This is a genomic window from Streptomyces sp. NPDC058685 (genome assembly GCF_042714725.1).
Taxonomy (GTDB): Bacteria; Actinomycetota; Actinomycetes; order Streptomycetales; family Streptomycetaceae; genus Streptomyces.
Window position 1 is genome coordinate 14,845 of the sequence record NZ_JBHXSL010000049.1, and the last position, 23,358, is coordinate 38,202.

Genomic DNA, 23,358 nt, shown 5'->3' on the forward strand with positions numbered 1-23,358 from the left:
CGCCCGGCCGCAGAATCTCATCTGCGCACCTTGTCGGATACTTCTCCTCGAATTTGTGAGCTTGATACGACGGATTCCATCGCTTCTTCCGTCGCATCGTCCGAGGGGCGCGGCTGCTCCCCCCGGGCATGCCGGTCGAGAGCGAGCCAGACCCGGTCACGGGTGACAGGCAGCTCTGTGAACCGGATGCCTGTGGCGTCGCGCAGCGCGTTGGCGAACGCGGGGGCGACCGGATTGAACGGGCTCTCGCTCATCGACTTGGCTCCGAGCGGCCCGATCGCGTCCGCGGTCTCCATGAAGTGGACCTCGGTACGGGGCACGTCGGCGTACTGAGGCAGCCGGTAGCGGCGGAATGCGGCCGTGGTGACCTCGCCGCGTTCGTCGATGCGGACGTTCTCGAACAGAGTGGCCCCCAGGGCCTGGGCGACGCCGCCCTCGACCTGGCCGCGGCACTGCATCGGGTTCATGACCTTGCCCGCGTCGGCAGCGTGCACGCTGCGCAGGATGCGGATCTCGCCGGTGCCGGGGTCGACGGCGACGCGGAACCACTGGGCGTTGAAGGCGACCGAGCGCGGGGAGCCGCCCCAGTGACCGTCGGCGGCGAGTTCCTCCGCGGCCCCTGCGGCGTGCGCCGCCTCGAAGAGCTCCTTGAGCACGACGACCCGGCCCGCGCAGTCGACCGCCTCCGGGCCGAGGACACACAGATGCCGGGGTACGCCGGTGTACCGGCCCGCGAAGGTCCGCAGTCGCTCCGCCAGCGAACTCGCGGCCAGCAGCACCGCCTTGCCGGCGACGACCGTACCGGCCGAGCCGAAGGCCCCGGTGTCGTGGCGTACGACGTCGGTGTCGGACTGGCGGATCGCGATGCGGTCCTCCGTCGTGTTGAGGGCGCCGGCGGTGATCTGCTGGTGGACGGTGGTGGTGCCGTTGCCGAACTCCGCGGTCCCGACGGCGACGTCGTACGTGCCGTCACCGAGCAGGGAGACCCGCGCGTCCGCGTAGTGCCCGCCGGGAGGGCCCGTCGCGATCATCGCCATGCCCGTGCCCTGGCCCACCAGCCAGCCCTCCGGGGCCTGTTCGGCGCTGGTGTCCTCCGCGATCGCGGTGCGGACCACCGACAGACACTGGTCCAGGCCGTACGAGGCGATGTGGAGGTCCTCCTCCTCGCCGATCGGGCTGAGCATGGGCTCGCCGGGCCCGATGATGTTCTTCTCGCGGAAGACCAGCGGGTCCATCCCGAGTCGCCGCGCGAGTTCGTCCATCACCGACTCGACAGCGAAGGTCACCTGGCCGAGGCCGTAGCCGCGGAAGGCGCCCGCGGGCACGCAGTTGGTGTAGACGGAGTAGGCGTCGACCTTCTTGTGCGGGGCGCGGTAGACGGCCATCGACTCGCCGACGCTGTGGAACATCACCGCCGGGCCGTGGTTGCCGTAGGCCCCGGTGTTGGACACCACGCGGAAATGGAAACCGGTGAGCGTGCCGTCGCGGCGGGCGCCCATCCGGATCGTGACCCTGAACGGGTGCCGGGTGGTGGCCCCGTAGAACTGCTCGGCCCGGGTGTACTCCAGCTTCACCGGACGGCGCAGCTTCAGCGCGGCCAGCGTCACGATGTCCTCGGTCAGCATCTCCTGCTTGCCGCCGAACCCGCCGCCGACCCGGCCCGCGACGACCCGGACCTCGTCCTCGGGCAGGTCGTACAGCGCGCACAGCGCACGCCGGGTCAGGAACGGTGTCTGGGTCGAGGAGCGCACGGTGAGCCGCTCGCCGCTGCCGCCCTCCTTGGGCTCGAAGTACGCGACACAACCGTGGGTTTCGAGACTGGCGTGCTGGACGCGCTGCGTGCGGAAGGTCTCCTCGTACTCGACGTCCGCCTCGGCGAAACCCTGCTCCACATCGCCGATCTCGCCGTGCACCTCGCCCGCGACGTTGTTCTCGGCGCGGGCGATGCGCGCGTCGGGCCCCTTGTCACCGTGCAGCGCGGGTGCGCCCGGCAGCATCGCGGCCTCCGGGTCTGTGACGTAAGGGAGTTGCCCGTACGTCACCTCGATCCGCCGGCACCCCTCTTCGGCCGCCTGCTCGCTGTCCGCGACGACCGCCGCGACCCGCTGCCCGACATGGCGGACCACGGTGTCCAGGACCCGGGTGTCGTCGGGGTCCTCGGTGGGGTGTTCGTGCCGGGCGGAGGAGTAAAGGCGTTCCGGGGCGTCCTCGTGGGTGAAGACGGCGTGCACACCCGGGATCCTCAGGGCCGCGGAGGTGTCGATCGCGAGGATGCGGGCGTGCGGATGCGGCGACCGCAGCAGCTTCATATGGAGGAGGCCGGGGACCTCGATGTCGAAGGTGTAGCGGGCCGTGCCGGTGACGACCTGCGGGCCGGCCGGTGCGCCGAGGCTCTTGCCGACGGCCTTCCCGGCGCAGGGCCGCTCGGTGTGCCGGACGCCGCGCACCGCGTCCTCGATCGCGCGGTAGCCCGTGCAGCGGCAGATGTTGCCCTTGAACGCGCGGGGCAGGTCGTCGAGTTTGCCGTCGTCACGGTCGGTGCCCTGCTCGGCTTCTATGGCGGCCGTGGTCATCAGGAATCCGGCGGTGCAGAAGCCGCACTGGAAGCCCTGGGCGTCGAGGAACTTGCGCTGGACCGGGTGGAGTTCGCCCTCCGGTGAGGCGAGGCCCTCGACAGTGGTGACATGGCGGCCGGCGGCGCGGACGGCCGGATAGAGACAGCTGTGGACGGGTTCGCCGTCGACGTGGACGGTACAGGCCCCGCAGTCCCCGGCGTCGCAGCCCTTCTTCACCCCGAACCAGCCGCGGTCGCGCAGATAGGTGCGCAGACACTGGCCCGCGCGGGGCTCGGCCTCGAAGGGCTGGTCGTTGACCTCGATACGGAAGCTCATCGAACCGACTCCTTGGTGAGTTCGCGGCGGATCTCCTCGGCGAGGCGGAACGTCATGTGCCGTCGCCATGCGGGCAGCCCGTGGATGTCGTCGAACCACTCGTCGTCGCCGACGGCCGCCTCGATCGCGGACCGCAGGCCCGGTCCGTCCGGCGGCAGGGGGAACCAGAGCCGGAACGGCCGGGTCGTGGCGGCGGTGATCGTGACGGCCAGTGAGCCGTCCAGCGGATCGAGCGTGCCGATGACCAGCGCACCCGAGCGGCCCAGCCCGTACAGCGACGCCTGCCGGAAGGCGGTACGGCACCTGAGCGCCCGGGCCGGGAGGGTGACCGACCGCAACAGCTCCCCCTCACCGAGATCCTTGCGTCCCGCGCCCGTGATGAAGTCGGCGACCGCGACCCGGCGCGACGTGCCTCCCTGCGACCGCAGCAGGCACTCACCGTCCAGGGCGGCCGTCAGCGAGATCATCGGCCCGGCCGGCAGTCCGTTGCAGAGATTGCCGCCGACGGTGGCCATGTTCCAGATCTTGAACGAGGCGAGGAAGGCCCGGCAGCACTGCTCGAACAACGCTGCCGCCTCCGCGGCGAGCGTCCGTCCGCAGCGGGAGAGCTGGGCGATGGTGCAGGTCGCCGCGATCTCCAGCGCCCCGTCCTGCCGGTGCACCACCGGCTCCCACCCCATCCGGCTCAGATCGACCAGACGCCGCAGGTGCGGTTGCGGCTCGGAGAACAGATAGGTGCCCCCGCCGAGCCAGGCGTCGCCGGGCCGCCACGGCTCACGCCGCCGCGCGTCGGACACCTCCAGCACGGTGTTCAGATCCATGTCGCCCCCGCCTTCTGCCGCTGCTTCCAGGCCAGTGAAGCCGGGGCGAGGACCGAAAACGACTGGTCCGGAACACGGAAAACCTGCGTCCGCGCCCGGCCGGTACTGGACGATCAACCAAGAGGCTTTTTGGGCAATCACCCGTGCATTTACCATGTGGCAACTCACACTCGCCTCGTGAATGTGAGATGCGGGGTCCGCCCCGCAGCCGCGCAAGGAGCACCGCATGCACGTCGAACACCTCCTTCAGCTCGACAGCCTCGACATCGCCCTGCTGTGGGGCGATCCCGCTCTGCTCAGCCGAGGAATCAGCGGCGTCACGGCCACCGACCTGGAGGACCCCACCCGTTTCCTCCAGCCGGGCGAGATCGTCCTCAGCGGACTGGTCTGGTGGCACCCGCACGACAGCCGGGCCACGATCGACCGTTTCGTCTCCGCACTGCGCTCCGCGGACGTCAGCGCTCTTCTCGCGGGAGAGGAGACCCACGGCACGGTGCCCGGCGCACTGGTCGACGCCTGCCGTGAGCACCGCATCCCGCTGCTCGCGGTGCCCGCGCACACGACCTTCCGGGCCATCACCGAAGCGGTGTACCTGCGCCAGTGGGGCGACCTCAGCCGGCTGCCCACCGCGCACTACGCACTGCCGGAGAACGTCCGCACCGAACTCAGCGGGCTCCTCGACCAGGGCGCCGGCCTCGATGAACTGCTGGAGCGGGCGATCGCCCATCTCGGGCCTCTGCCGGGCTACATACTCACCTCGACCGGGCGGACCGTTGCCCGTACTCCGGGCGCCCCCGCGATCCCGGCGCGGCGCGCGGCCGACCTCGTGGCGGCACCGGGCGCGGGCACGACCCTGCGCGTGCAGACCGGCACCACGCCGTACGACGCCTGGCATCTGCACCTGCCCGGCAGCTCCGCGGCCCCGCCCCGCGTCCTGCACGAGATCGCCGACGTCATCGCCCAGTACCGGCACGCCCACGAAGCACGGCGGACGGTCCGGAGGGAAGCCACCGAGGATCTGATCGGGCTGATCACCGGCCCGGAACCCGACGCCGTACCCGGACCGGCGGCACTCGAAGCGATCGGCCTCTCCCCGGCGGGCCCCTTCCGCGTGATGGTCGCCGCGCTCGGCGGTGACGACACGTCAGGGGCGGTGCCCGCCCTGCACGAGGCGCTCGGTCACCTCGGCCCGGTCGCCTTCGCCCTCGGACGGCTCCCCCACGGCGAGGCCCTGGCCGTCGTACAGGCCAACACCAATAGCACCGAGAACACCAATAGCACCGACGACACCGACAGAGCCGACAGCCCGGACGTGTCCCGGCTCCAGGAGATCTGGCCCCTGATCCATGCCTGCCGCCCCGAGGCGCCCCTGCACGCCGGACTCAGCCTGCCCACCCACTCCGCTGCCGACCTCCGAAGCGCTCTGGCCCAGGCGCGCTACGCGCTGGCCGCCGCCCGGAGCACGGCCCCCTGCACCGCGAGCGTGACGGCCGTCGAGGACCTCTCCTCGCTGCCGTCCCTGCTGGCCGGCGTGCCGGCCGATGTCCGTACGGCCTTCAGTGCCCGGACCCTCGGCCCTCTCGCCCGGAGTGACTCGGCCTCACACACCACACTGCGGAAGACCCTGGAGGTCTTCCTTGCCCACAACTGCTCCTGGAGCCGCACCGCGCAGGCCCTCCACCTGCACGTCAACACCGTCCACTACCGCATCCAGCGCATCCAGGCACTCACCGGCCGCGACCTGAACCGCCTCGACCACAAGCTCGACCTGCACGCCGCGCTCCTGTGCAGTTGAATGCCGTACGCGCGAGAGGGTGTCAGCCGAGGTCGATGTGCACGTTGGTCGACTTCACCCGCGCGGTCACCGTCACACCCACCTCGATGCCCAGTTCCCGCACGGCCTCCCGGGTCACGAGCGAGACGACCCGATGGGGCCCGCACTGGATCTCGACCTGGGCGGCCACGTCGTCGACGGCGACCGCGGTCACGATGCCGGCGAACGCGTTTCTCACGGAGGTGAAGACACCCTCCGGCACCGGATGCATCCCGGCGGCCCGCTCCTTGGCGAAGGCGGCGAGCCCCACCCCGTCGATCACCCGGTTCCCCGAGCCGTCCCGGTCCATCCGCAACCGCCCGCCGTCCGCCCACCGGCGAACGGTCTCCGAACTCACCCGCAGCAACTCGGCTGCCTGCCCAATGCTGTACGACTGCACGTGCGCACTCTAGGTCGTGCTCGCGACGTGTCCGGATCGCGGCGCTCCGCCGGCGCAGTGCCCGCCACCGCTCACGCCGTCACTTCTCGCCGAAGGCGTCCGCCTTCCCGGGTTCCGTCTCCAGCGCCTGGCGGTCGAACGTCAGCATGACGAGGAAGAACAGCCCGCCCGCGACGAGCAGGCCGGCCACGATCACGACGGAGACCAGCGCCTCCCCGGGTGTCACCAGCACGAACAGCGCCACGAGTGTCCACAGCAGTGCGCAGATCGCGACCGGCAGCTCGAAGCGCCCGAGGTCGAACGCACCCTTCCTGCGATCGAGCCGCCCGCGCACCGCCAGGTAGAGGACGATCGTCGAGCCGTAGATGATCGCCGGGAGGATCGTCGATGCCGTGATCAGCTCCAGCAGTGCGGCGCCCGGCAGCGCGACCATCAGGACCACCCCGAGGACGAAGATCAGGATCGTCGCCGGGATCGGCGTCCGCGTGCGCCGGTTGACTCGGCGCATCAGCTGGTGGGCAGGGAAGCGTGCGTCGCGCGACATCGCGAAGACAAGCCGTGCGCACGCGACCATCCCCACGATCCCGGCGCCGAAGAACGCGATCGTGATCGCGATCAGCAGCACCCTCTCCATCCCCGGACCCAGGTGAACGCGCATGATCGCCGCGACCGGGGAGCCGTCGGCGCTGATCCGGGAGATGTCGTCGATCGCGACGGTGAGCGTGACCAGGAAGAGCAGTCCCAGGAGCCCGGCGGCCACGACCGAACCCACGATCGCGCGGGGGACGGAGCGATAGGGGTCCTTGGCCTCCTCGGCCAGGTTCGCCGCGGAGTCGAACCCGACGAGTGTGGCGAGGCCCATGATCATCGCGATCATCAGCCCGCCGCCGACGGCGAAGTAGTCGGTGGCGTTCTCGGTGACACCACGCGAGGTGAGGTTGCCGGCCGCACCGTCACCTGTGACCAGCACAGCAATGATCAGCGCGATCGCCACGCCGACGACGAGCAGCAGTTCGAGTCCCACCGCCGCCACGTTGATCAGGCTGACGAGGCGCGTGGAGGCCACGGCGAGCACGGTCTGGACGAACAGCACCACCAGGGTGATCAGACGCGCGGTGCCCTCGTCCGGCTCCATGCCGAGGAGCGGCATGAATGCCTGACTCGCCAGCGCGTTGTCGACCGCCACCACGCCGATCGCCAGGTAGCAGAAGGTCAGCCAACCGAATCCCCAGCCGATCTTCGGGTTCGCCAGCCGTGAGGCCCATTGGTAGGAGGAGCCGCTGAGGGGGATGCGGGCCGCGAACTGCGCCACCACCAGCGCCACCAGGGTCTGCCCCGCTGCCGCGATCACCCAGAGCCAGATCCCGACCGGTCCTGCGGTCAGCAGCACTTCGTCGTACGTCGCGAAGATGCCGACCGCCACCGAGATGAACGCGAACGAGATCGCGAACACCTGGAAGGAGCCGAGCGTCCGCTTCAGCTCCTGCCGGTAGCCACCGAGTTCAACGGCACTCTCGCTGTCCTGTGCATCCGTCGTCGCCTTCGCCACCCGAGCCACCGCACCTTCCGTCGAGGCCGTCCAGGCTGTCGACCGCCCCACGCCCCGGTGGACGTCACGACCAGCGCCACATCCTCATGGGCCGTGCCGTGATTTACCGGGTACGACACGCTTTCGTAAGGTACGCACCCGACTGGCTCCGGGTGCCGACACCGTGGAACGTGGCCTCCCACTCAGCCCGTTCCGCTGAGAACGCCCTTCCGACGGGCGGCCCGCAGGGCTCGCTTCCAGGCCCCGGTCCGTTTCCCGGACAGCAAGGCCCCACTGAACGATTCGGGAACCGTCCGGCCGCGGTTGGTCAGGCCGTCGGGCCGTGCGGGCGGCGGGGGGAGCCGTACTGCCCGCCGATGCCCTGACAGTCGGCCGCTTCCGCCACGGCCCGGCGGACCGGGTCCGTGAACACCCGCTCGACCGACTCCTGGAGCAGCTGCAACTCGACCCGCAGCGCTGGATGACGTGCGGGCGGCAGGGTGTCCAGCAGGTCTTCGAGCAGCGCGCGGAGCCGGCGGCAGATCTGCACGGACGATCCCCCGTATTCGCGGATCTCGCAGACGCCGAGCTGAAGATAGTTGTCCCAGTCCCGCCCGGGCAGCACGAGTCGTGGCCGGCCCCGGTCGTCGGCCAGGACGTATCGGCCGGGGAGCGGCAAGGTGCCGGCGGACTGGAGCAGGACCTCGATGTAGTTGATCACCTGTACCGCGGTCGTCGGGTCGTTCACCGCCGGGGAGAGCGCCCGGATGGCGATGTCGACGAGAATCCGCAGGGCGAAAGCCGGATCCTGCTCGATGGTGCGCTCGGCCCCCAGCGCGACAAGGCCGTTCACCCGGTCCGGGCCCGGCGTCGAGGAACCGCCGTGGACTTCGACGAGCACGGTGCCGGGCAGGACGAAGTCACCGATCAGGTGGGTCACGACGAAGACGCAGTCGTGACGCGTCGCCTCGGCCACCAGCCCGGTGATGTTGAACGCCTGGATGGCACCCCCGCGTTCGGAGCGGATCACCGTCGTCGGGGTGCCGGACGGCACCGACTCGTCGGCGCCGGGAGCCGCCCCGCGGATTCTCGCGGCGCCACGGGAGAAGACCTTCTCCCCCATTCTTCCCACCAGTGCCGCGATGGCCACCGGCCTGAGGTTGTGGGTGAACCGGTTGAGATAGACGAGCAGAAGCAGCAGGCTGACGGCCACCGCCAGTCCGGCGAGGGTGACTCCGAGATCCGGGACGGAATTCGCCTCGATACTGCGCAGCAGAGAGAACGCAAACGCGAACGTCCCGGTGAACGTGGCGAGCACGGCCTTTTGCAAGCGGTCCCGATACCACAGGCGCATATACCGCGGGGAAAGAGTTCCGGTCGCCTGCTGGACGACGAGAACGCCGATGGTCACAACAAATCCGAGCAGCGCCACCATCGCCCCGACAATGGCGCTGAGTACTCCGCTCGCGGTGGTCGCCGAATACCGCCAGCCGCTCGGCGGCCAGTCCTTTCCGTCCAGCGCGATGGCGCATTCGGCAAGGAGGGTACCGAGCACGAGACCGACGAGGGGCAGGATCCACAGACTGGCCTTGGCGTACTGCCGCAGCCCGAAAACGGCTGCCCAGGACGTCACGCCCCGCACGTGCGGGCCCGTCCACTCGTGGGAGCCGGGGCTCGGCGGTACGGCACAGGAGGCCCTCCAGTTCCGGCTCGGCACAGCCCTCCCCCACCACGTTAAGGCCGCTCGCGGACGGCCGCAGCGGCAGAAGGCGGCGGCTGCGGCGCCGCCTTCTCGGCAGGCCCGCCCGTGGGGTCCGTGCTTAAGCTGAGCGAAGGGAACCCGGAAGGGGCTCGTCATGGACGAATACCCGCTGATCGAGAATCACGGTCTGATCGGAGATCTGCAGACCGCGGCGCTCGTGGCGACCGACGGGACGATCGACTGGTTCTGCTGTCCGCGTTTCGATTCACCCAGTGTTTTCGGTGCACTGCTGGACCGGGAAAAGGGTGGCCATTTCACGGTCAAACCGGCGGTGGAGAACTATTCGACCAAGCAGTTGTATCTGCCCGACACCGCGATTCTCGTGACCCGGTTCATGACCGAGGCCGGTGCGGGTGAGGTGCTCGACTTCATGCCGGTGACCGGGTCCGAGGCCACCGGCCGCCATCGGCTCGTCCGCATGCTGCGCTGCGTACGCGGCAGCATGACCTTCGAGGTCGAGATCGCCCCGCGGTTCGACTACGGCCGCAAGCCCCACGAGCTGCACATCTCGCAGCACGGCGCCGTGTTCGCCTCGGACGGGCTGGAACTGGCCGTTCACGCCGTCCGCGAGCCGGAGGACGACCGGCTGTTGAAGGCCGTGTCGGGTGACAGGGACCTGCGCTTCACCCTGCCGCTGGAGGCGGGCCAACAGCGAGGTCTGATGGTGGAGTCGTCGCCCGAGGGGCCGGCACGCGAAGTCCGCCTCGGCGAGTTCGAGCAGCTCTTCGGCGAGACGGTCGGATTCTGGCGGGGGTGGCTGGCTCAGTCCCGCTACTCGGGCCGCTGGCGCGAGGCGGTGGAACGCTCGGCCATCACGCTCAAACTGATGACATACGCGCCGAGCGGCGCGCTCGTCGCGGCCCCGACGGCGGGGCTGCCCGAGCAACTGGGCGGCGAACGCAACTGGGACTACCGGTTCACCTGGATCCGTGACGCCTCGTTCTCGGTGTACGCCCTGCTCGGCCTCGGCTTCAAGGAAGAGGCGAAGGCCTTCACCGGCTGGCTGCGCGACCGGGTGCAGGAGAAGGCGGGCGGCGACACCGGACCGCTGAACATCATGTACCGGGTGGACGGCTCCTCCGACCTGGTCGAGGAGACCTTGGATCACTGGGAGGGGTACCACGGGTCCTCTCCCGTGCGCATCGGCAACGGGGCCGCCGACCAGTTGCAGCTGGACATCTACGGCGAGGCACTGGACAGCATCTACTTCGCACATCAGCACGGCATCCAGCTCGACAACCGGGGCTGGACCTCGCTGCACACGCTCCTCGACTGGCTGGTGGACCACTGGGACCAGCCGGACGAGGGGCTGTGGGAGACCCGCGGCGGCAGACAGGACTTCACGTACGGACGGGTGATGTGCTGGGTCGCGTTCGACCGCGCCCTGCGGCTCGCCAATTCGAGCGGCCGGCCTGCCGCCAAGGGCCGCTGGACGACCGAGCGCGACAAGATCTACGAGCAGGTCCTGGCGCGTGGCTGGCACCCGGAGCGCGGCGCCTTCGTGCAGCACTACGGCAGCGATGTCCTCGACTCGGCGCTGCTGCGGATGCCGACGGTGGGGTTCATCACGCCCGACGACCCGATGTGGACGTCGACGCTGAACGCGATGGACCGGGAACTGGTCACCGACAGCCTCGTCTACCGCTACAACCCGGAAGCCTCCCCCGACGGGCTGCGCGGCTCCGAAGGCACGTTCTCGCTCTGCACGTTCATGTACGTCGACGCCCTGGCCAGGGCGGGACGGACGGACCAGGCCAGACTGGTCCTGGAGAAGATGCTCACGTACGCCAACCACCTGGGTCTGTACTCGGAGGAGATCGACCTGACGGGACGGCAACTGGGCAACTTCCCGCAGGCGTTCACGCACCTCGCGATGATCGACACGGCGATCACCCTGGACGACGCCATCAACCGGGCGCGCGAGGCCCGGTCCTGAGTACCGCCGAGACATGCCGGTCCCGAGTCCGGCGGAGAGATCCGGGCCACCACGGTCCGGGCCGGCTCACCCCGCGGTGGGGGCGGCGCCCAGCAGGACGACGGTGTCGCCTTCCTCAGGGATGATCCGCTGCTTCTCGGTCACCGGCTCCAGCCTGTTGTCGGCCCGCACCACGAAGAGGGTGTCGTACTCCGGCGGCACCGGGGACGAGGCCGGCTGCACCAGGAACCGGGCCCCCTGCTCGTAGCGGTCGGCCAGGACCTGGCGGACGAGAGGACGGCCGAACAGGATGTCCCCTCCGGTGTAGGGGGCGATGACCCCGTGGCTGTCGTGCGGGGGTCCGACCCGGTAGACGGGGCCCTCGACGTTGTCCTGCATCACCACGGACGCGAGCGCGTTGAAGTCGTCGTCGTCGGTGGCCAGGAAGACGGCGGTGACACCCTCAAGCCGGGCCCCGGGGTTGGTGGCGGTGGCCAGCAGGTCACCCGTGGCCAGCTCGATTCCCTCGTCCCTGATCCGCTGCCGCTCCTCGTCGAGGCCCGCCCACATCAGCACGTCCAGCCCGGCCGACCCCAGGGCCTTCCCCAGCTCGACCACCCACCGTTTCCCGCCCACCAGCAGGATCCGGGTGCCCGCCGGTTTGACGATGCCCAGCCGCCGGGCCACCGGTGCCGCGGTCAGGGCGTACAGCAGAACGGTGCCCACGATCACGAGGAAGGTGACCGGGAGGATCCGGGACGCTCCGTCCACTCCCCGGTCCACGAGGCTCGCCGAGAAGGCCGACGCCGTGGCCGCCGCCACGATGCCGCGTGGCGCCATCCAGCCGGTGAACGCCCGCTCCCCCCGGCTCATGCCGGTTCCGGTCGTCGAGAGGTAGGCCACCAGCGGACGCACCACCAGGACGAGGATCGCGATGAGTCCCAGCGCGGGGAGGAGCACCGGCACCAGGGACGCCGGGGTGACGGTGGAGGAGATGGAGACGAACAGCAGCCCGATGATCAGCTGGGCCAGGGTCTCGAAGAAGGGGCGCCGGGCGGGCATGTCGAAGCCGGGGATGTTGGTCACGGCGAGTCCGGTGACGATGGCGGCGATCAGCCCGGTGTCGTCACGGACGATGTCGCAGCCCGCGGAGACGGCGATCACCGTGGCCAGTTGCGCCAGGGTGCCCAGCGTCTCGCCCAGCCGCAGGGTGCGCAGCGTCAGCCACAGCAGCGCGGTTCCCACGGCCCCGCCGATCAGCCCCACGAGCAGGCTGAGGCCGAACTGACCCAGTTGGTAGCCGCGCCCGATGTCGACCCGGTGCGTCGTGGCGATGGCGTGGAACACCAGCGCGCCGAGGATGCCGCCGATCGGATCGGTGAGCGTCCCCTCCCAGATGAGGATGCGGCGTACGCGGTCGGAGGGCCGTACGAAGTCGAGCAGCGGTCCGACGACGGTGGGCCCGGAGACCACGAGGATGGTGCCGAGCATCGCCGCCACCCTGAGGGGCATGTCGAACATGGCCGGCGCCACGGCGCTGGTGGCGAAGAAGGTGATCAGGATGCCGAGCAGCAGCAGCCGTCCCACGACCGACCGGGTGTGACCGGTGAGTTTGCGCAGGTTGAGGCCCAGCCCGGCGTCGTAGAGGATCACCGCGACGGACAGCGACACCAGGACGGAGAAGTTCTGTCCCATCAGTCGGTCCGGGTGGATGACATCCGTCAGGGCGCCTGCGGCGAACCCGGCGGGGAGCAGCAGGATCAGGGCGGGCACGCACAGTTTGCTCGCCAGGATCTGTGATGCGGTCGCGATGACCAGGGTCAGCGCGAACCCGAGAAGGATCTGGTCGTCGGTCACAACGGCTCCCTTCGTCGGAGGCCGGGCAGGTGGGGCGGGGAATCACCCGTGGCAGCGGGTCAGTTGCTCCCGGGCGCGCTGTCACCGCCCGCGCCGTCCCGCCTCAGGTCGGTGTCGCTGAGTTCTTCGAGTTCGCCATGGGTGTCGAGCCAGTACAGAAGGCCGACGGCCGGGAAGACGATCACCACGGCCACCAGCGTGACGACCGCCAGCCAGGTCAGCGTCGAGGGCGCACCCGCGCCGTCGGCGACGGTCAGCGAGGTCGGGACGAGGTAGGGGCGCTGGGCCATGCCCCAGGCGATCACGGCGGACGCCACGACGCAGACGGCCGTGACGCGGGCCCAGTTGCCGGGAGTCCGCAGCAGCAGCCAGGCGGTCGCGAGTGCGGCCACGGTGGCCAGGACGACGAAGAACAGACCGACCCCGTGGGTGAGTCCGTGCCATACGTGGGGAGCGTCGTCGTGGGTGACGAACAGCGTGATCACGGCCAGCACCGCGAGCACGGCCAGCGCGGCGAGCGCGCGTCCGCGGAAGTAGCCGACGAGGTCGGGCGCGTCGAAACGGCGTGCGTCCCCGGCGAGGAACACCGCGCCGAGGAGCGCCGTGGTCGCGACGGCCAGCAGCCCGAACAGCACCGAGGTGGGGTTGGCCCAGACGTCCGCCGTGGCCGGCGTACCGGGCGCCGCACGGCCCGAGGCGACACCGCCGACGGCGGCGCCGAGGAAGAACGGCGTCACGAGCGACGCCACGGCGAACACCGCTCCGTACAGCCGCCGGCCGGCGAGCCGCCGGGCCGGCTTGCGGAACGCGAAGCCCGCGCCGCGCAGGACCATGCCCACGGCTGCCAGGGCCAGCGGGAGCCACATCGCGGAGAAGACGGTCTGGAAGAGCGTGGGGAAGCCGGTCCAGGTGATGACGAGGATGAAGACCAGCCAGACGTTGTTGACCTCCCACACGGGCGCCATGGCGTGGTCGATGAGCCACCGGGGCCGCTTGCCGCGCTCGGCGCCCCCGGCGGTCAGGTCCCAGAAGCCGGCGCCGTAGTCGGTGCCGCCCGCGCAGGTGTACGCGGCCACCGCGAGCAGCAGCACCACGGCGATGAGATCGGCGCTCACGGACGGCCGCCTTCCGACGGGGTCTCCGGGCCGGCCGCGGGGGCGTCACCCGCGGGAACGGGCGCCCGCGGCCCGTACGGTGTGTCCGCCTCGGGCGGTGACACGGGGCTCCCCGCCGCCCGCTGTTCGTCCGCGAGCCGCCAGCGCGTGCGCATCCGGAGCAGGATCGCGAGGAACGAGCCGAAGATGAACACGTACACCACGATCACCAGACCGAGCATGATCCAGAGGGTGGTGGAGCGGGTCGAGGTGACGGCCTCGGCGACCCGCATGTTCTGGTAGACGATCCAGGGCTGGCGTCCCACCTCGGTGGCGATCCAGCCGCACTCGACGGCGACGACGGACGCGACGCCCGCACAGGCCGCGCTGCGGAAGAACCACTTCGACTCGGGAAGCCGACGGTGCCGCAGCCGGACGAGGCCGTACCAGAGGGCGAGCAGCACCAGCACCGACCCGATCAGCACCATGAGGTCGAAGGCCCAGTGCGCGATCGTCGCCTGAACGGCCGTCGGCCGCTGGTCCGCGGGGACCGAACTCAGCCCCACCACCGTGGTGTTCGGACTGAATCCGGCCAGGACGGAGTCGAGCAGCGGGATCTTGATACCTCCCGAGACGGAACCGTCGGGATGCAGGCGGCCGAAGAGGTACTCCGGAACCCGGGTGTCGGTCTTCCAGACGATCTCCAGGGCCGCGAACTTCACCGGCTGCTTGTGGAACACCGACCGCGCGATGGAGTCGCCCAGAATGAACTGCACGGGAGTCGCCACCGCGGCGACGGTGAACGGAACGGTGAATCCGAGCCGGTGGTAGTGGTCGCGGCGACCGCGCAGCAGGCCGACGGCGTAGACGCCCGCCACCACATAGCCCGCGGTGATCAGCATCGCCACGACGAAGTGCCAGTACTGCGGCCCGAACATCGGCGTGAAGATGGCCTTCCAGACGTCCACGTCGACCGGGTTGCCCTCGCTGTCGAGGGAGAAGCCCTGCGGAGTGTTCATCCAGGAGTTGGCGGCCAGGATGCCGAACGCCCCGAGCAGTGCGGTGGCCGGCAGCGGCAGCGCGAGGAGGAAGTGGGTCCGGGGCTTCAGCCGCCGCCATCCGTACAGGTAGATGGCGATGAGCACGGCCTCCAGGAAGAACGCCCATGCCTCGACACCGAACCCGATCCCGAAGACGTCCCCCCATCTGCCCATGAGACCCGGCCAGAGCAGCCCGAACTCGAAGGACAGCACGGTGCCGGTGACCACCCCGACGGCGAACTGCACCGCCATCACGGCCGACCAGCGCCGGGCCAGCAGGAGCGCCGTCGCGTCCTTGCGACGCAGTCCCCGGTAGTGCATCAGCAGGGTGATGAAGGGGAGCGCCACCCCCAGCGGCACCAGGATGATGTGGGAGGCGAGGGTGAACGCCATGAGTTCCCGGGCGGGCAGCAGCTGCGCCGGCGCATCCGCCAGCAGGTGGAACGAGGTGTGCATGGAACCTTCGCTGTCCGTGACGTGAGGGAAGGTCAGCCGCCGGTGGCGAAGCCCGGGAAGAGGGTCATCCCGCCGTCGACGTAGAGCGTCGTCCCGACCACGTAGTCCATGAGGTCGGAGGCGAGGCCGACGACGGCGTGCGCGATGTCCTGCGGCTCGCCGATACGGTCGTAGGGAATGAGCTTCAGCAGTTCCTCACGGGCCTCGGGCGTCTCCCAGGCGTCGCGGTTGATCGGGGTCTGGATGGCGCCGGGGGCGACGGCGTTCACCCGGATCTTCTCCGGGGCCAGCTCCTGGGCCAGGGTCGCCATCATCATCTGCACGCCGCCCTTGGACGAGGCGTAGTTGACGTGGCCCGCCCAGGGGATGATCTGGTGCACCGAGCTCATACAGATGATCTTTCCCGCCGACCGGGAGACCTCGGGGACGACGCCGCGGCGCCGGAACTCCCTGGTCGCCTCCCGGGCGCACAGGAACTGGCCGGTGAGGTTGACGTCGAGCACCTTCTGCCACTGCGCCAGGGTCATGTCGGTGAACCGCGCGTCCCGCTGCAGCCCGGCGTTGGCGACCAGGATGTCGATCGTCCCGAACTCCTCGACCATGCGGTCCGTCATGGCGACGACCTGGTCCTCCTGGGAGACGTCCGCTGCGTAGGCGGCCGCGCGGACCCCGAACGAGGTGATCTCGTCGACCACTTCCTGCGCGGCGTCGGCGCCGCTCACATAGTTCACGACCACATCCGCGCCGGCCCGGCCGAGCCCGATGGCCGTGGCCTTCCCGATGCCCGAGTTGGCGCCCGTGACCAGTGCCTTCTGGCCCTTGAGCAGACGCGGTGGAATGACACCCTGAGGTGCGCCCTCGCTGGAACTCATGATGCCCTGCCTCCTCGCTGCGGCGCCCCGGTCCACCCGGCTGGGGCGGGGCCACGCAACCACCGGCGGCGGCGGGAGGTGTGTCCGGCGAGCGGGGGTTGATCCGCCTGGCGGAGCATCTTCGCCCGGGCGGCCCAACGCGCCCGCCCGTCAGCCCAGCCGCTCCACGAGGTGGTCGCCGACCCGCAGGGCGTTGGCGATGGCCGTCAGCGACGGGTTCACCGCGCCGATGCTCGGGAAGAAGCTCGTGTCGACGACATAGAGGTTGTCGAGGTCGTGGGCCTTGCAGTTGACGTCCAGGGCGGAGGCGGCCGGGTCGGTGCCGAAGCGCACGGTGCCCGCCTGGTGCGCGGTGGCGCCGATCGGCATCCCCTTGTGGAGATAGATGCTGTGGGACAGCAGCTGGTGTTCGTGCATGCCCAAGTGCCCGAGCATTCCCTGGAGTTTGTGCCGCAGCCGCTTCAGTCCCTCGATGTTGTTCGTCTCGTCGAGAGCCAGCCGGATACGGGCGTCGCCGTCCAGGGTGACGCGGTTGCCGGGCAGGGGGAGGTCCTCGCCGCAGAGCCAGAAGTCGACGGCGTGGTGCGCCAGGACCTCGAACGGCATGTCGGGAGCCACGGCGCCCGCCCACTTCGGGGCTTCGCCGTGGATCTGCTCGGCGTCCGACTTGCCGAGCATCTGGATGCCGCCGAGCGGGAAGTCCCAGTCGTCGGCGCCGAAGTACCAGTCGTGCAGGGCGAGCGTCTTCTGGAACTGGGTGTCGTTGGGTTCCTTCGAAACGGCCATCAGCGCCATGTTGTTGTGCCGCATGTAGTAGCGGCCGACCACGTCGGAGCTGTTGGCGAGACCGGCGGGATGCCGGTCGTCGGCCGAGGCCAGCAGCAGGGCGGCGGAGTTGACCGCCCCGCAGGAGACGACCACGACGTCCGCCGTGAGGCGGATCTCCGAGCCGTCGGCGAGCCGGCCGACGACCGCGTTCACACTGCGTCCCGTCGGATCGGTCTCCAGCCGGACCACCTGGGTGTTGGTGATCATCTCGACGTTGGGGTGCCGCAGCGCCGGCTCCACACAGATCACCTCGGCGTCGGACTTCCCGCGCACCAGGCACGGAAAGCCGTCGACCCGGTTGCACCGGATGCAGACGCTCGCATGCGTGGCCGCGCCGCTGCCGTCCTGGCTGAGGTTGACGCCGATGGGCAGATGGAACGGACGCAGCCCGCGCTTCTCCAGGTCGTCGCTCAACTTCTGGATGCGCGGCTCGTGTTCCACCGGCGGATGCGCGTACTGCGCACTGGCCGCGCCCTCCGTCGGGTCCTCCCCGTGCTGCCCGTGCACGAGGTAGAGGTGCTCGGCCTCGGTGTAGTACGGCTCCAGGTCCTCGTACCGGATCGGCCAGGCGGGCGAGATGCCGCCGTGGTGACGGAGCTCGCCGAAGTCCTCGGGCCGCAGCCGGAACAGCGCGGCGCCGTAGAACTTGGTGTTCCCGCCGACGTAGTAGTTGACCTCGGGCGGGAATTCGCTGCCGTGCCGGTCGAGCCAGAACTCCGGGGCCCGGTACTTGCCCTTCACGAACACGGCGGTGGAGTCCCAGTTGTCCCGTTCACGCGGCAGATAGTCGCCGCGCTCGACAAGGAGGACCCGCTTGCCGGAAGGGGCGAGCCGGTGGGCGAGTGTGCCGCCGCCGGCGCCGGTGCCGATGATGATGACGTCGTAGTGGGGGAAGTCGCCCACAGCGACCACCGTCCTTGCGCTCGGGGCCCTGCCCTGGCGCGGCCAGGACCTGTCACTCCGCGCTGCGGAGACCTGCTGCCCCACCCGGGAGACCTGTCGGCCCCGCCCCTTCGAACGTATCCGCCCTCCGGGTGGACGGCGACCGCACGCCGGTCCGCCGCCCCCGGCCCGGTCACAGCACGGCGATCGGGTTCACGGGCGAGCCCGTGGCCCCCGGCACCCGCAGCGGCGCGACCGTGCACAGAAAGTCCCAGCGGCCCGCATCGGCGCAGGCCGGGGCCAGCTCCTCGAACTGGAGGTAGTCCATGAGGTGCACCCCCATGGCGTGGATGGCCAGTACATGCACCGGGAAGGCGACGTCCGCCACCAGGCTGGGCGCGGTGTCGTTGTTGCCGTCCCCGCCGAGGACCGAGACCTGCCGCTCGGCCAGGAACGCCACGGCTTCCGGGTGCAGTCCGGCCCGCTCCCGGGCCACGTCCCACGGGCCGAGCTCGTCGCGGCGCCGGCGGTGCCCCACCCGCACGAACAGCAGATCACCGGGAGAGACCCGGACCCCCTGCGCGGCCTCGGCCGCCGTCAGATCGTCCGGGGTCACCCAGTCACCGGGCTCCAGCCAGGGCACGCCGCGCAGCCGGGGAATGTCCAGCAGCACCCCACGGCCGACGATGCCCTCCGCGACCAGGTCCACGGAGAGCGCACGGGCCCCCTCGGGCGTCACGGTGCTCGCGGGCACTCCGTCGTACAGCTCGCCGTCGTACAGGACATGGCAGAGGGCGTCGAGATGGCTGGTCGCGTCCCCGTGGACGTTCATGGCGATGCGGTCCAGGGCGAAGTGCAGCCCCTCGGCCCCGGTCTCGCCCGCGTCGGGTCCCAGCATCCGGTGTTCCGCCGGTACGGGATTGTCCGGGGCGGGGTGGGTGTCCACCGGGGCGGCCAGCGACACCGTACGGCCGAGCCGCACCCGCGCGGCGGCCGCCACGACCCGCTCGGGCGTCAGATGGCGCAGCGCCCCGCGGGGATCCGCCGTCCGCGTCCCGTCGCGCAGCCGCGTGTACAGCGACCGGAACGCGTCCCCGCTCATCCGCTCCCCGGCCGCCGGCGAAGGTGAGGTCATCCGGTCCCCCAGGGGCTCAGGCCCCACCGCAGCACATGACCGTCCCCCGGATCCAGGACGGTGAGATCGGTGCCGCTGCGGAAGGCGTCCGCGGGACAGGACATGGGCTCCACGGCGAGGCCGCGGCGCCGGTGGGGCGGGTCGAGCGTGTCGCCCGTGTAGATCTGCGCATACCGCGTGCCGTCGCCGAGCCACAGGTCGACGCCGTGCCGCCCGGTGGGGTGCGCGAGCCGTACGACGGCACGGCCCGACGGGTCGCGCTCCAGCCCGGTGAAGGCGGTGTCCAGCTGGGCGCCGTCGATCGGGCGGGCGGTGCGGAAGTCGTACTCCGTGCCGGCGACGTCTTCCCGGGCGACGGGCAGCCCGTTGTCGTCGGCGCGCAGCCGGTACCGGGCGGGGACCGTCAGCAGGGCGTCGTCCACCCGGTCGGTGCCGACCGTCAGATACGGATGCTGCCCCACGCCGTAGGGAGCGGGGACACCGCCCGTGTTGGTGGCGGAGACGGTGGTTTCGAGTCCCTCGGGCCCGAGCCGGTACTCGGCGACGACGTCCAGCCGGAAGGGGTATCCCGGTTGGGGAAAGACGGTGGTCCCGGCCGCCACCACGTCCTCCCCGTGCACGAGCAGCCGCCACGGGCTCCAGCGGAGCAGGCCGTGGATGGCGTTGTGCTTCTCCGGTTCGGTGAGCGGCAGTTGGAGGTCGTCGCCGGCGAAGCGGTAGCGCCCGTCCCCCACCCGGTTGGGCCAGGGGACGAGGATCTGCCCCCGCCCGCCGCTGATCGCCTCGTCCTCGCCGAAGCCGTCCAGCACCGGTCTGCCGTCCGCCTCGTAGTGGCGCAGCGCCGCACCCAGCTGGACCACCACGGCACGCTGACCGTCCCGGCGTATCTCCCACTGTTCGCCTGTCGGGCCCGTCGACATGGGCGGCTCCTCAGCTCGTGCGACGCGGCCGGTGTCCGCTCCTCGCGATCTCCGCTCCCTACAATCTCCGCCCCCGCGTCCCGCCGCGCACGTCGGCGGCCCGGCCGGGAGCCGGGGCGCCCGCGGGCCGTACCGCGTTCGGGTGCGCAACGGGTGCTGCCCTGCCCCGGGCGATGGTGAGGTGAGTCCAGACCAGGGGACACCGGCGACGGCGGCCCGGCAGATGGACGGCGGAGGAGATCTGATGCCAGGCCCGATATCCGGCCGGCGAAGCCGTGCCGCGTGGTGCGTCGCGATGCTCCTGCCGTGCGTACTCCTGACCACCGGCGCCACCGGACCGCCGACCGTACGTGGTGGGGGCTCCGGGGCAGCCTCACTGACGTGGCGGCCGTGCGAGGAAGAGGCACAGCGGGGATTCGAGTGCGCGACGCTGGACGTTCCGCTCGACTACGACCGTCCGGCCGGAGAGACCATCGATCTCGCTCTGATCCGGCGCGGAGCCACCGGCCCGTCCGAGAGACTCGGGTCGCTGTTCTTCAACCCCGGCGGCCCCGGCGGAGCCGGCACCAATGCTCTGCCGGCCTGGTACGAACGGTATTTCCCGGCCGAGCTGCGCGAGCGTTTCGACATCGTCAGCTGGGATCCCCGCGGTGTGGGCCGTAGCACCGCGGTGCGCTGCTTCGGCAGCGCGGAGGAGGCGAACGCCTGGTGGGCGCGGCAGCCGGCGGGATTCCCGGTGGGGGAGAAAGAACGACGGGCCTGGTTCGCCGGGAGGGCTGAACTGGCCGAGGGCTGCGAGCAGCGGGCCGCGAAGCTGCTGCCGCATGTCTCCACCCCCGACAGCGCCCGCGATCTGGACCGGCTGCGCCAGGCGGTGGGGGACGAACAGCTCAGCTACTGGGGCATCTCGTACGGCACGTTTCTCGGTGCCGTCTACGCGAACCTCTTCCCCGACAAGGTGGGCGGCCTGCTCCTGGACGGCAACGTCGACCCCCTCGGCTACGCGGACGGAGCCATGACCGGCAGGGCGCGGCTGACCACCGCGTTGCGCATGGGCTCGGATCTGGGATCGGCCGCGACACTGGACCAGTTCCTCGACCTGTGCGGTCGAGGCCCGGCATCGCTGTGCGCGTTCTCCGCCGGCAGCCCGGGTGCCACCCGCGCCAAACTGACCGCCCTGATGGAACGGCTCCGACGCCAACCGGTCGGCGAGTGGACCTACGCCAAGACCGTGGACACCTTGCGGTCCTCGCTCTACTTCGTCACCCCGGGGTGGACCGACGCGGCCGAGACGCTGGAGGCGCTGTGGCAAGGACGCGCTCCGAGCCTGCCCGCGGCCCCTGCGAGCACGGCCTACCCGGGCTTCGAGCAGGAGGCCGCCGTCGTCTGCTCCGAGAGCCCCAACCCCCGTGTCCTCAGCCGCTATGCCGAACTCGACGCGTTCAGCGCGGCACGCGCGGGGGATCTCGGCCGCCGCTGGGTGTGGGACTACGAGTGGTGCGGCCAGTGGCCGGCGACAGCGGCCCACCGCTACACGGGTCCGTGGAACCGCCCCACCTCGCACCCGATCCTGGTCGTCAATCCCACCTACGACCCGGCCACTTCCTATCAGGCCGCCGAGGTCATGGCCCGCGAACTGGCCGACGCCCGCCTGCTGACGCTCCAGGGCTACGGCCACACCGCCCTGGTCAATCCCAGCACCTGCGTGAACCGGTACGCCGTGCGCTACTTCACCACCGGCGCGCTGCCGCCCGTCGGGGCCACCTGCCGACAGGACACCGCGCCGTTCAGCCCGACCAAGCCGACCAAGCCGACCAAGCCGACCAAGCCGACCGGTGGCATCGCCGCGGGCGGGGGTGGACTCGCCCCCACACCCACGCGTTGACCGAGGAAGACGGAGGGAGAGGTGCGGACGTGGGACGTGAGACGTGGTTGAAGCGCCTCCGCGCCAAGGCACACAAGACGGCCCAACCACCGTCGCAGGAGCGGGCCGTCGACCCTCCTGAGCCGGCTTCGCCGCCCCCGTCCCGGGTGGCTTCCGCCGGTGCCCGACCGCAGCCGGCCACGGCAGTCCCCTGGGGCGTTCGCGTCGCCGCCGAAGCCGGATGGCGTCTCCTCGTCATCGCGGCCACGCTCTGGGTACTGGTGCAGGCGATCAGCGCTGTGCGCGTACTCGTGCTCGCGTTCGTCGCGTCCCTTCTCATCACCGCGCTTCTCCAGTCCACCGTGGCCCGCCTCCACCGGCACGGGGTGTCACAGGGGCTGGCCACGGCCATGACGGCACTCCTCGGCTTCGCGCTGCTGGGGCTGGTGGGATGGTTCGTCGTCTGGCAGGTCATGACCAATCTGGCCGAGCTCTCCGCCCGGCTCCAGGACGGCATCGACGACGCCAAACGCTGGCTGCTCAACAGCCCCTTCCACGTCACGGAAGCCCAGATCGACGACTTCACCAGGATGCTGAGGGACGGAATCGGCTCCAGCAGGGAACAACTGGCCGACGCCGGCCTTCAGGGCGTGACCGTCGTCCTGGAACTGCTCACCGGGTGCCTGCTGACCCTGTTCTCCACGCTGTTCCTGCTCTACGACGGGCCGCGCATCTGGAGGTGGTGCCTGAAGTTCGCTCCCGCTCCCGCCCGCCCAGCGCTCGCCGGCGCCGGTCCCCGGGCGTGGGACACCCTCACGGCGTACGTCCACGGCACGCTCGTCGTCGCCCTCATCGACGCCGTCTGCATCGGCCTGGGCATCTACATCCTCGGCGTCCCCCTGGCCCTGCCACTCGCCGTCGTCGTCTTCGCCGGAGCGTTCATCCCCCTGGTGGGCGCGGTGGTCTCGGGACTGCTGGCGGTCATCGTCGCCTTCGTGGCCAACGGCGTGGTCACCGCGCTGCTGGTCCTGATCGTCGTGCTCGGCGTGCAGCAGCTCGAAGGACACATCCTCCAGCCGTTCATCCTCGGCCGCGCGGTCCGCGTGCATCCGCTGGCGGTGATCTTCTCGGTGACGGCAGGAGGGCTGGTGGCCGGCATCGGCGGCGCCGTCGTCGCCGTGCCCCTGGTGGCGGTGGCCAACACGGTGGCCGGCTATCTGCTGAACCGGCCGGCCGATCCTCCGCCGGGAACGGCCGACGCGGGGGCGCCGGGCTGAGGG

At 70.7% G+C, this 23,358-nt stretch carries 16 protein-coding genes; 4 read left to right on the forward strand and 12 right to left on the reverse strand.

Going from position 1 to position 23,358, the window contains the following annotated elements:
- Positions 1-17 precede the first annotated feature (17 nt).
- On the reverse strand, positions 18-2,891 hold the full coding sequence (locus tag ACFWU3_RS29295; RefSeq protein ID WP_384443692.1) for a molybdopterin-dependent oxidoreductase: 2,874 nt from the start codon (positions 2,889-2,891) through the stop codon (positions 18-20).
- Positions 2,888-3,712 carry an FAD binding domain-containing protein gene (locus ACFWU3_RS29300; protein WP_384443694.1) on the reverse strand — a complete coding sequence of 275 codons (825 nt, stop codon included), beginning with the start codon at positions 3,710-3,712 and terminating at the stop codon, positions 2,888-2,890. Before ACFWU3_RS29300 ends, ACFWU3_RS29295 begins: the two co-directional genes overlap by 4 nt.
- 226 nt (positions 3,713-3,938) lie before the next feature.
- On the opposite strand from ACFWU3_RS29300, the gene ACFWU3_RS29305 reads away from it, so the two are divergent.
- Entirely contained in the window at positions 3,939-5,507 is a 1,569-nt protein-coding gene (locus ACFWU3_RS29305) for a PucR family transcriptional regulator (protein WP_384443696.1), read from the forward strand.
- 22 nt (positions 5,508-5,529) lie between these two features.
- Here ACFWU3_RS29305 and ACFWU3_RS29310 read toward each other — a convergent pair whose 3' ends face one another.
- From ACFWU3_RS29310 to ACFWU3_RS29320, 3 genes are all read right to left on the reverse strand, one after another.
- Complete coding sequence (locus ACFWU3_RS29310; RefSeq protein WP_384443698.1) at positions 5,530-5,925, reverse strand: molybdopterin-binding protein; 396 nt, start codon at positions 5,923-5,925, stop codon at positions 5,530-5,532.
- 79 nt (positions 5,926-6,004) lie between these two features.
- Positions 6,005-7,474, reverse strand: coding sequence for an APC family permease (locus ACFWU3_RS29315; protein WP_384443700.1), 1,470 nt, complete (start codon positions 7,472-7,474; stop codon positions 6,005-6,007).
- Positions 7,475-7,781: 307 nt separating this feature from the next.
- Positions 7,782-9,086 carry a DUF2254 domain-containing protein gene (locus ACFWU3_RS29320; RefSeq protein WP_384443702.1) on the reverse strand — a complete coding sequence of 435 codons (1,305 nt, stop codon included), beginning with the start codon at positions 9,084-9,086 and terminating at the stop codon, positions 7,782-7,784.
- A gap of 223 nt (positions 9,087-9,309) precedes the next feature.
- Here ACFWU3_RS29320 and ACFWU3_RS29325 point away from each other — a divergent pair, with 223 nt between their 5' ends.
- Positions 9,310-11,151 carry a glycoside hydrolase family 15 protein gene (locus ACFWU3_RS29325; protein WP_384443704.1) on the forward strand — a complete coding sequence of 614 codons (1,842 nt, stop codon included), beginning with the start codon at positions 9,310-9,312 and terminating at the stop codon, positions 11,149-11,151.
- Positions 11,152-11,217: 66 nt separating this feature from the next.
- Here the strand turns inward: ACFWU3_RS29325 and ACFWU3_RS29330 are convergent, their stop codons facing one another.
- From ACFWU3_RS29330 to ACFWU3_RS29360, 7 genes are all read right to left on the reverse strand, one after another.
- Complete coding sequence (locus tag ACFWU3_RS29330; RefSeq protein WP_384443706.1) at positions 11,218-12,987, reverse strand: cation:proton antiporter; 1,770 nt, start codon at positions 12,985-12,987, stop codon at positions 11,218-11,220.
- A 59-nt stretch (positions 12,988-13,046) separates the two neighbouring features.
- Positions 13,047-14,102: a cytochrome d ubiquinol oxidase subunit II gene (locus ACFWU3_RS29335; RefSeq protein ID WP_384443708.1), complete on the reverse strand. Its 1,056-nt coding sequence runs from the start codon at positions 14,100-14,102 to the stop codon at positions 13,047-13,049.
- Entirely contained in the window at positions 14,099-15,577 is a 1,479-nt protein-coding gene (locus tag ACFWU3_RS29340; protein WP_384443710.1) for a cytochrome ubiquinol oxidase subunit I, read from the reverse strand. Before ACFWU3_RS29340 ends, ACFWU3_RS29335 begins: the two co-directional genes overlap by 4 nt.
- Before the next feature lie 32 nt (positions 15,578-15,609).
- The gene (locus tag ACFWU3_RS29345) at positions 15,610-16,449 is read right to left on the reverse strand and encodes an SDR family oxidoreductase (protein WP_384443712.1); all 840 of its coding nucleotides are present in this window, start codon (positions 16,447-16,449) and stop codon (positions 15,610-15,612) included.
- 150 nt (positions 16,450-16,599) lie between these two features.
- Positions 16,600-18,180 carry a GMC oxidoreductase gene (locus tag ACFWU3_RS29350; protein WP_384443714.1) on the reverse strand — a complete coding sequence of 527 codons (1,581 nt, stop codon included), beginning with the start codon at positions 18,178-18,180 and terminating at the stop codon, positions 16,600-16,602.
- 172 nt (positions 18,181-18,352) lie between these two features.
- Positions 18,353-19,294: a cyclase family protein gene (locus ACFWU3_RS29355; protein ID WP_384443716.1), complete on the reverse strand. Its 942-nt coding sequence runs from the start codon at positions 19,292-19,294 to the stop codon at positions 18,353-18,355.
- Positions 19,291-20,214, reverse strand: a complete 924-nt coding sequence (locus tag ACFWU3_RS29360) for an aldose 1-epimerase family protein (protein ID WP_384443718.1) — start codon at positions 20,212-20,214, stop codon at positions 19,291-19,293. Before ACFWU3_RS29360 ends, ACFWU3_RS29355 begins: the two co-directional genes overlap by 4 nt.
- Positions 20,215-20,458: 244 nt before the next feature.
- Between ACFWU3_RS29360 and ACFWU3_RS29365 the strand changes: the two genes are divergently transcribed.
- Together ACFWU3_RS29365 and ACFWU3_RS29370 are read left to right on the forward strand one after the other, a co-directional pair.
- Entirely contained in the window at positions 20,459-22,099 is a 1,641-nt protein-coding gene (locus tag ACFWU3_RS29365; RefSeq protein ID WP_384443720.1) for an alpha/beta hydrolase, read from the forward strand.
- Positions 22,100-22,128: 29 nt separating this feature from the next.
- A complete protein-coding gene (locus tag ACFWU3_RS29370) occupies positions 22,129-23,355 on the forward strand; it encodes an AI-2E family transporter (RefSeq protein ID WP_384443722.1) in 1,227 nt (408 codons plus the stop codon).
- Positions 23,356-23,358: the final 3 nt, after the last annotated feature.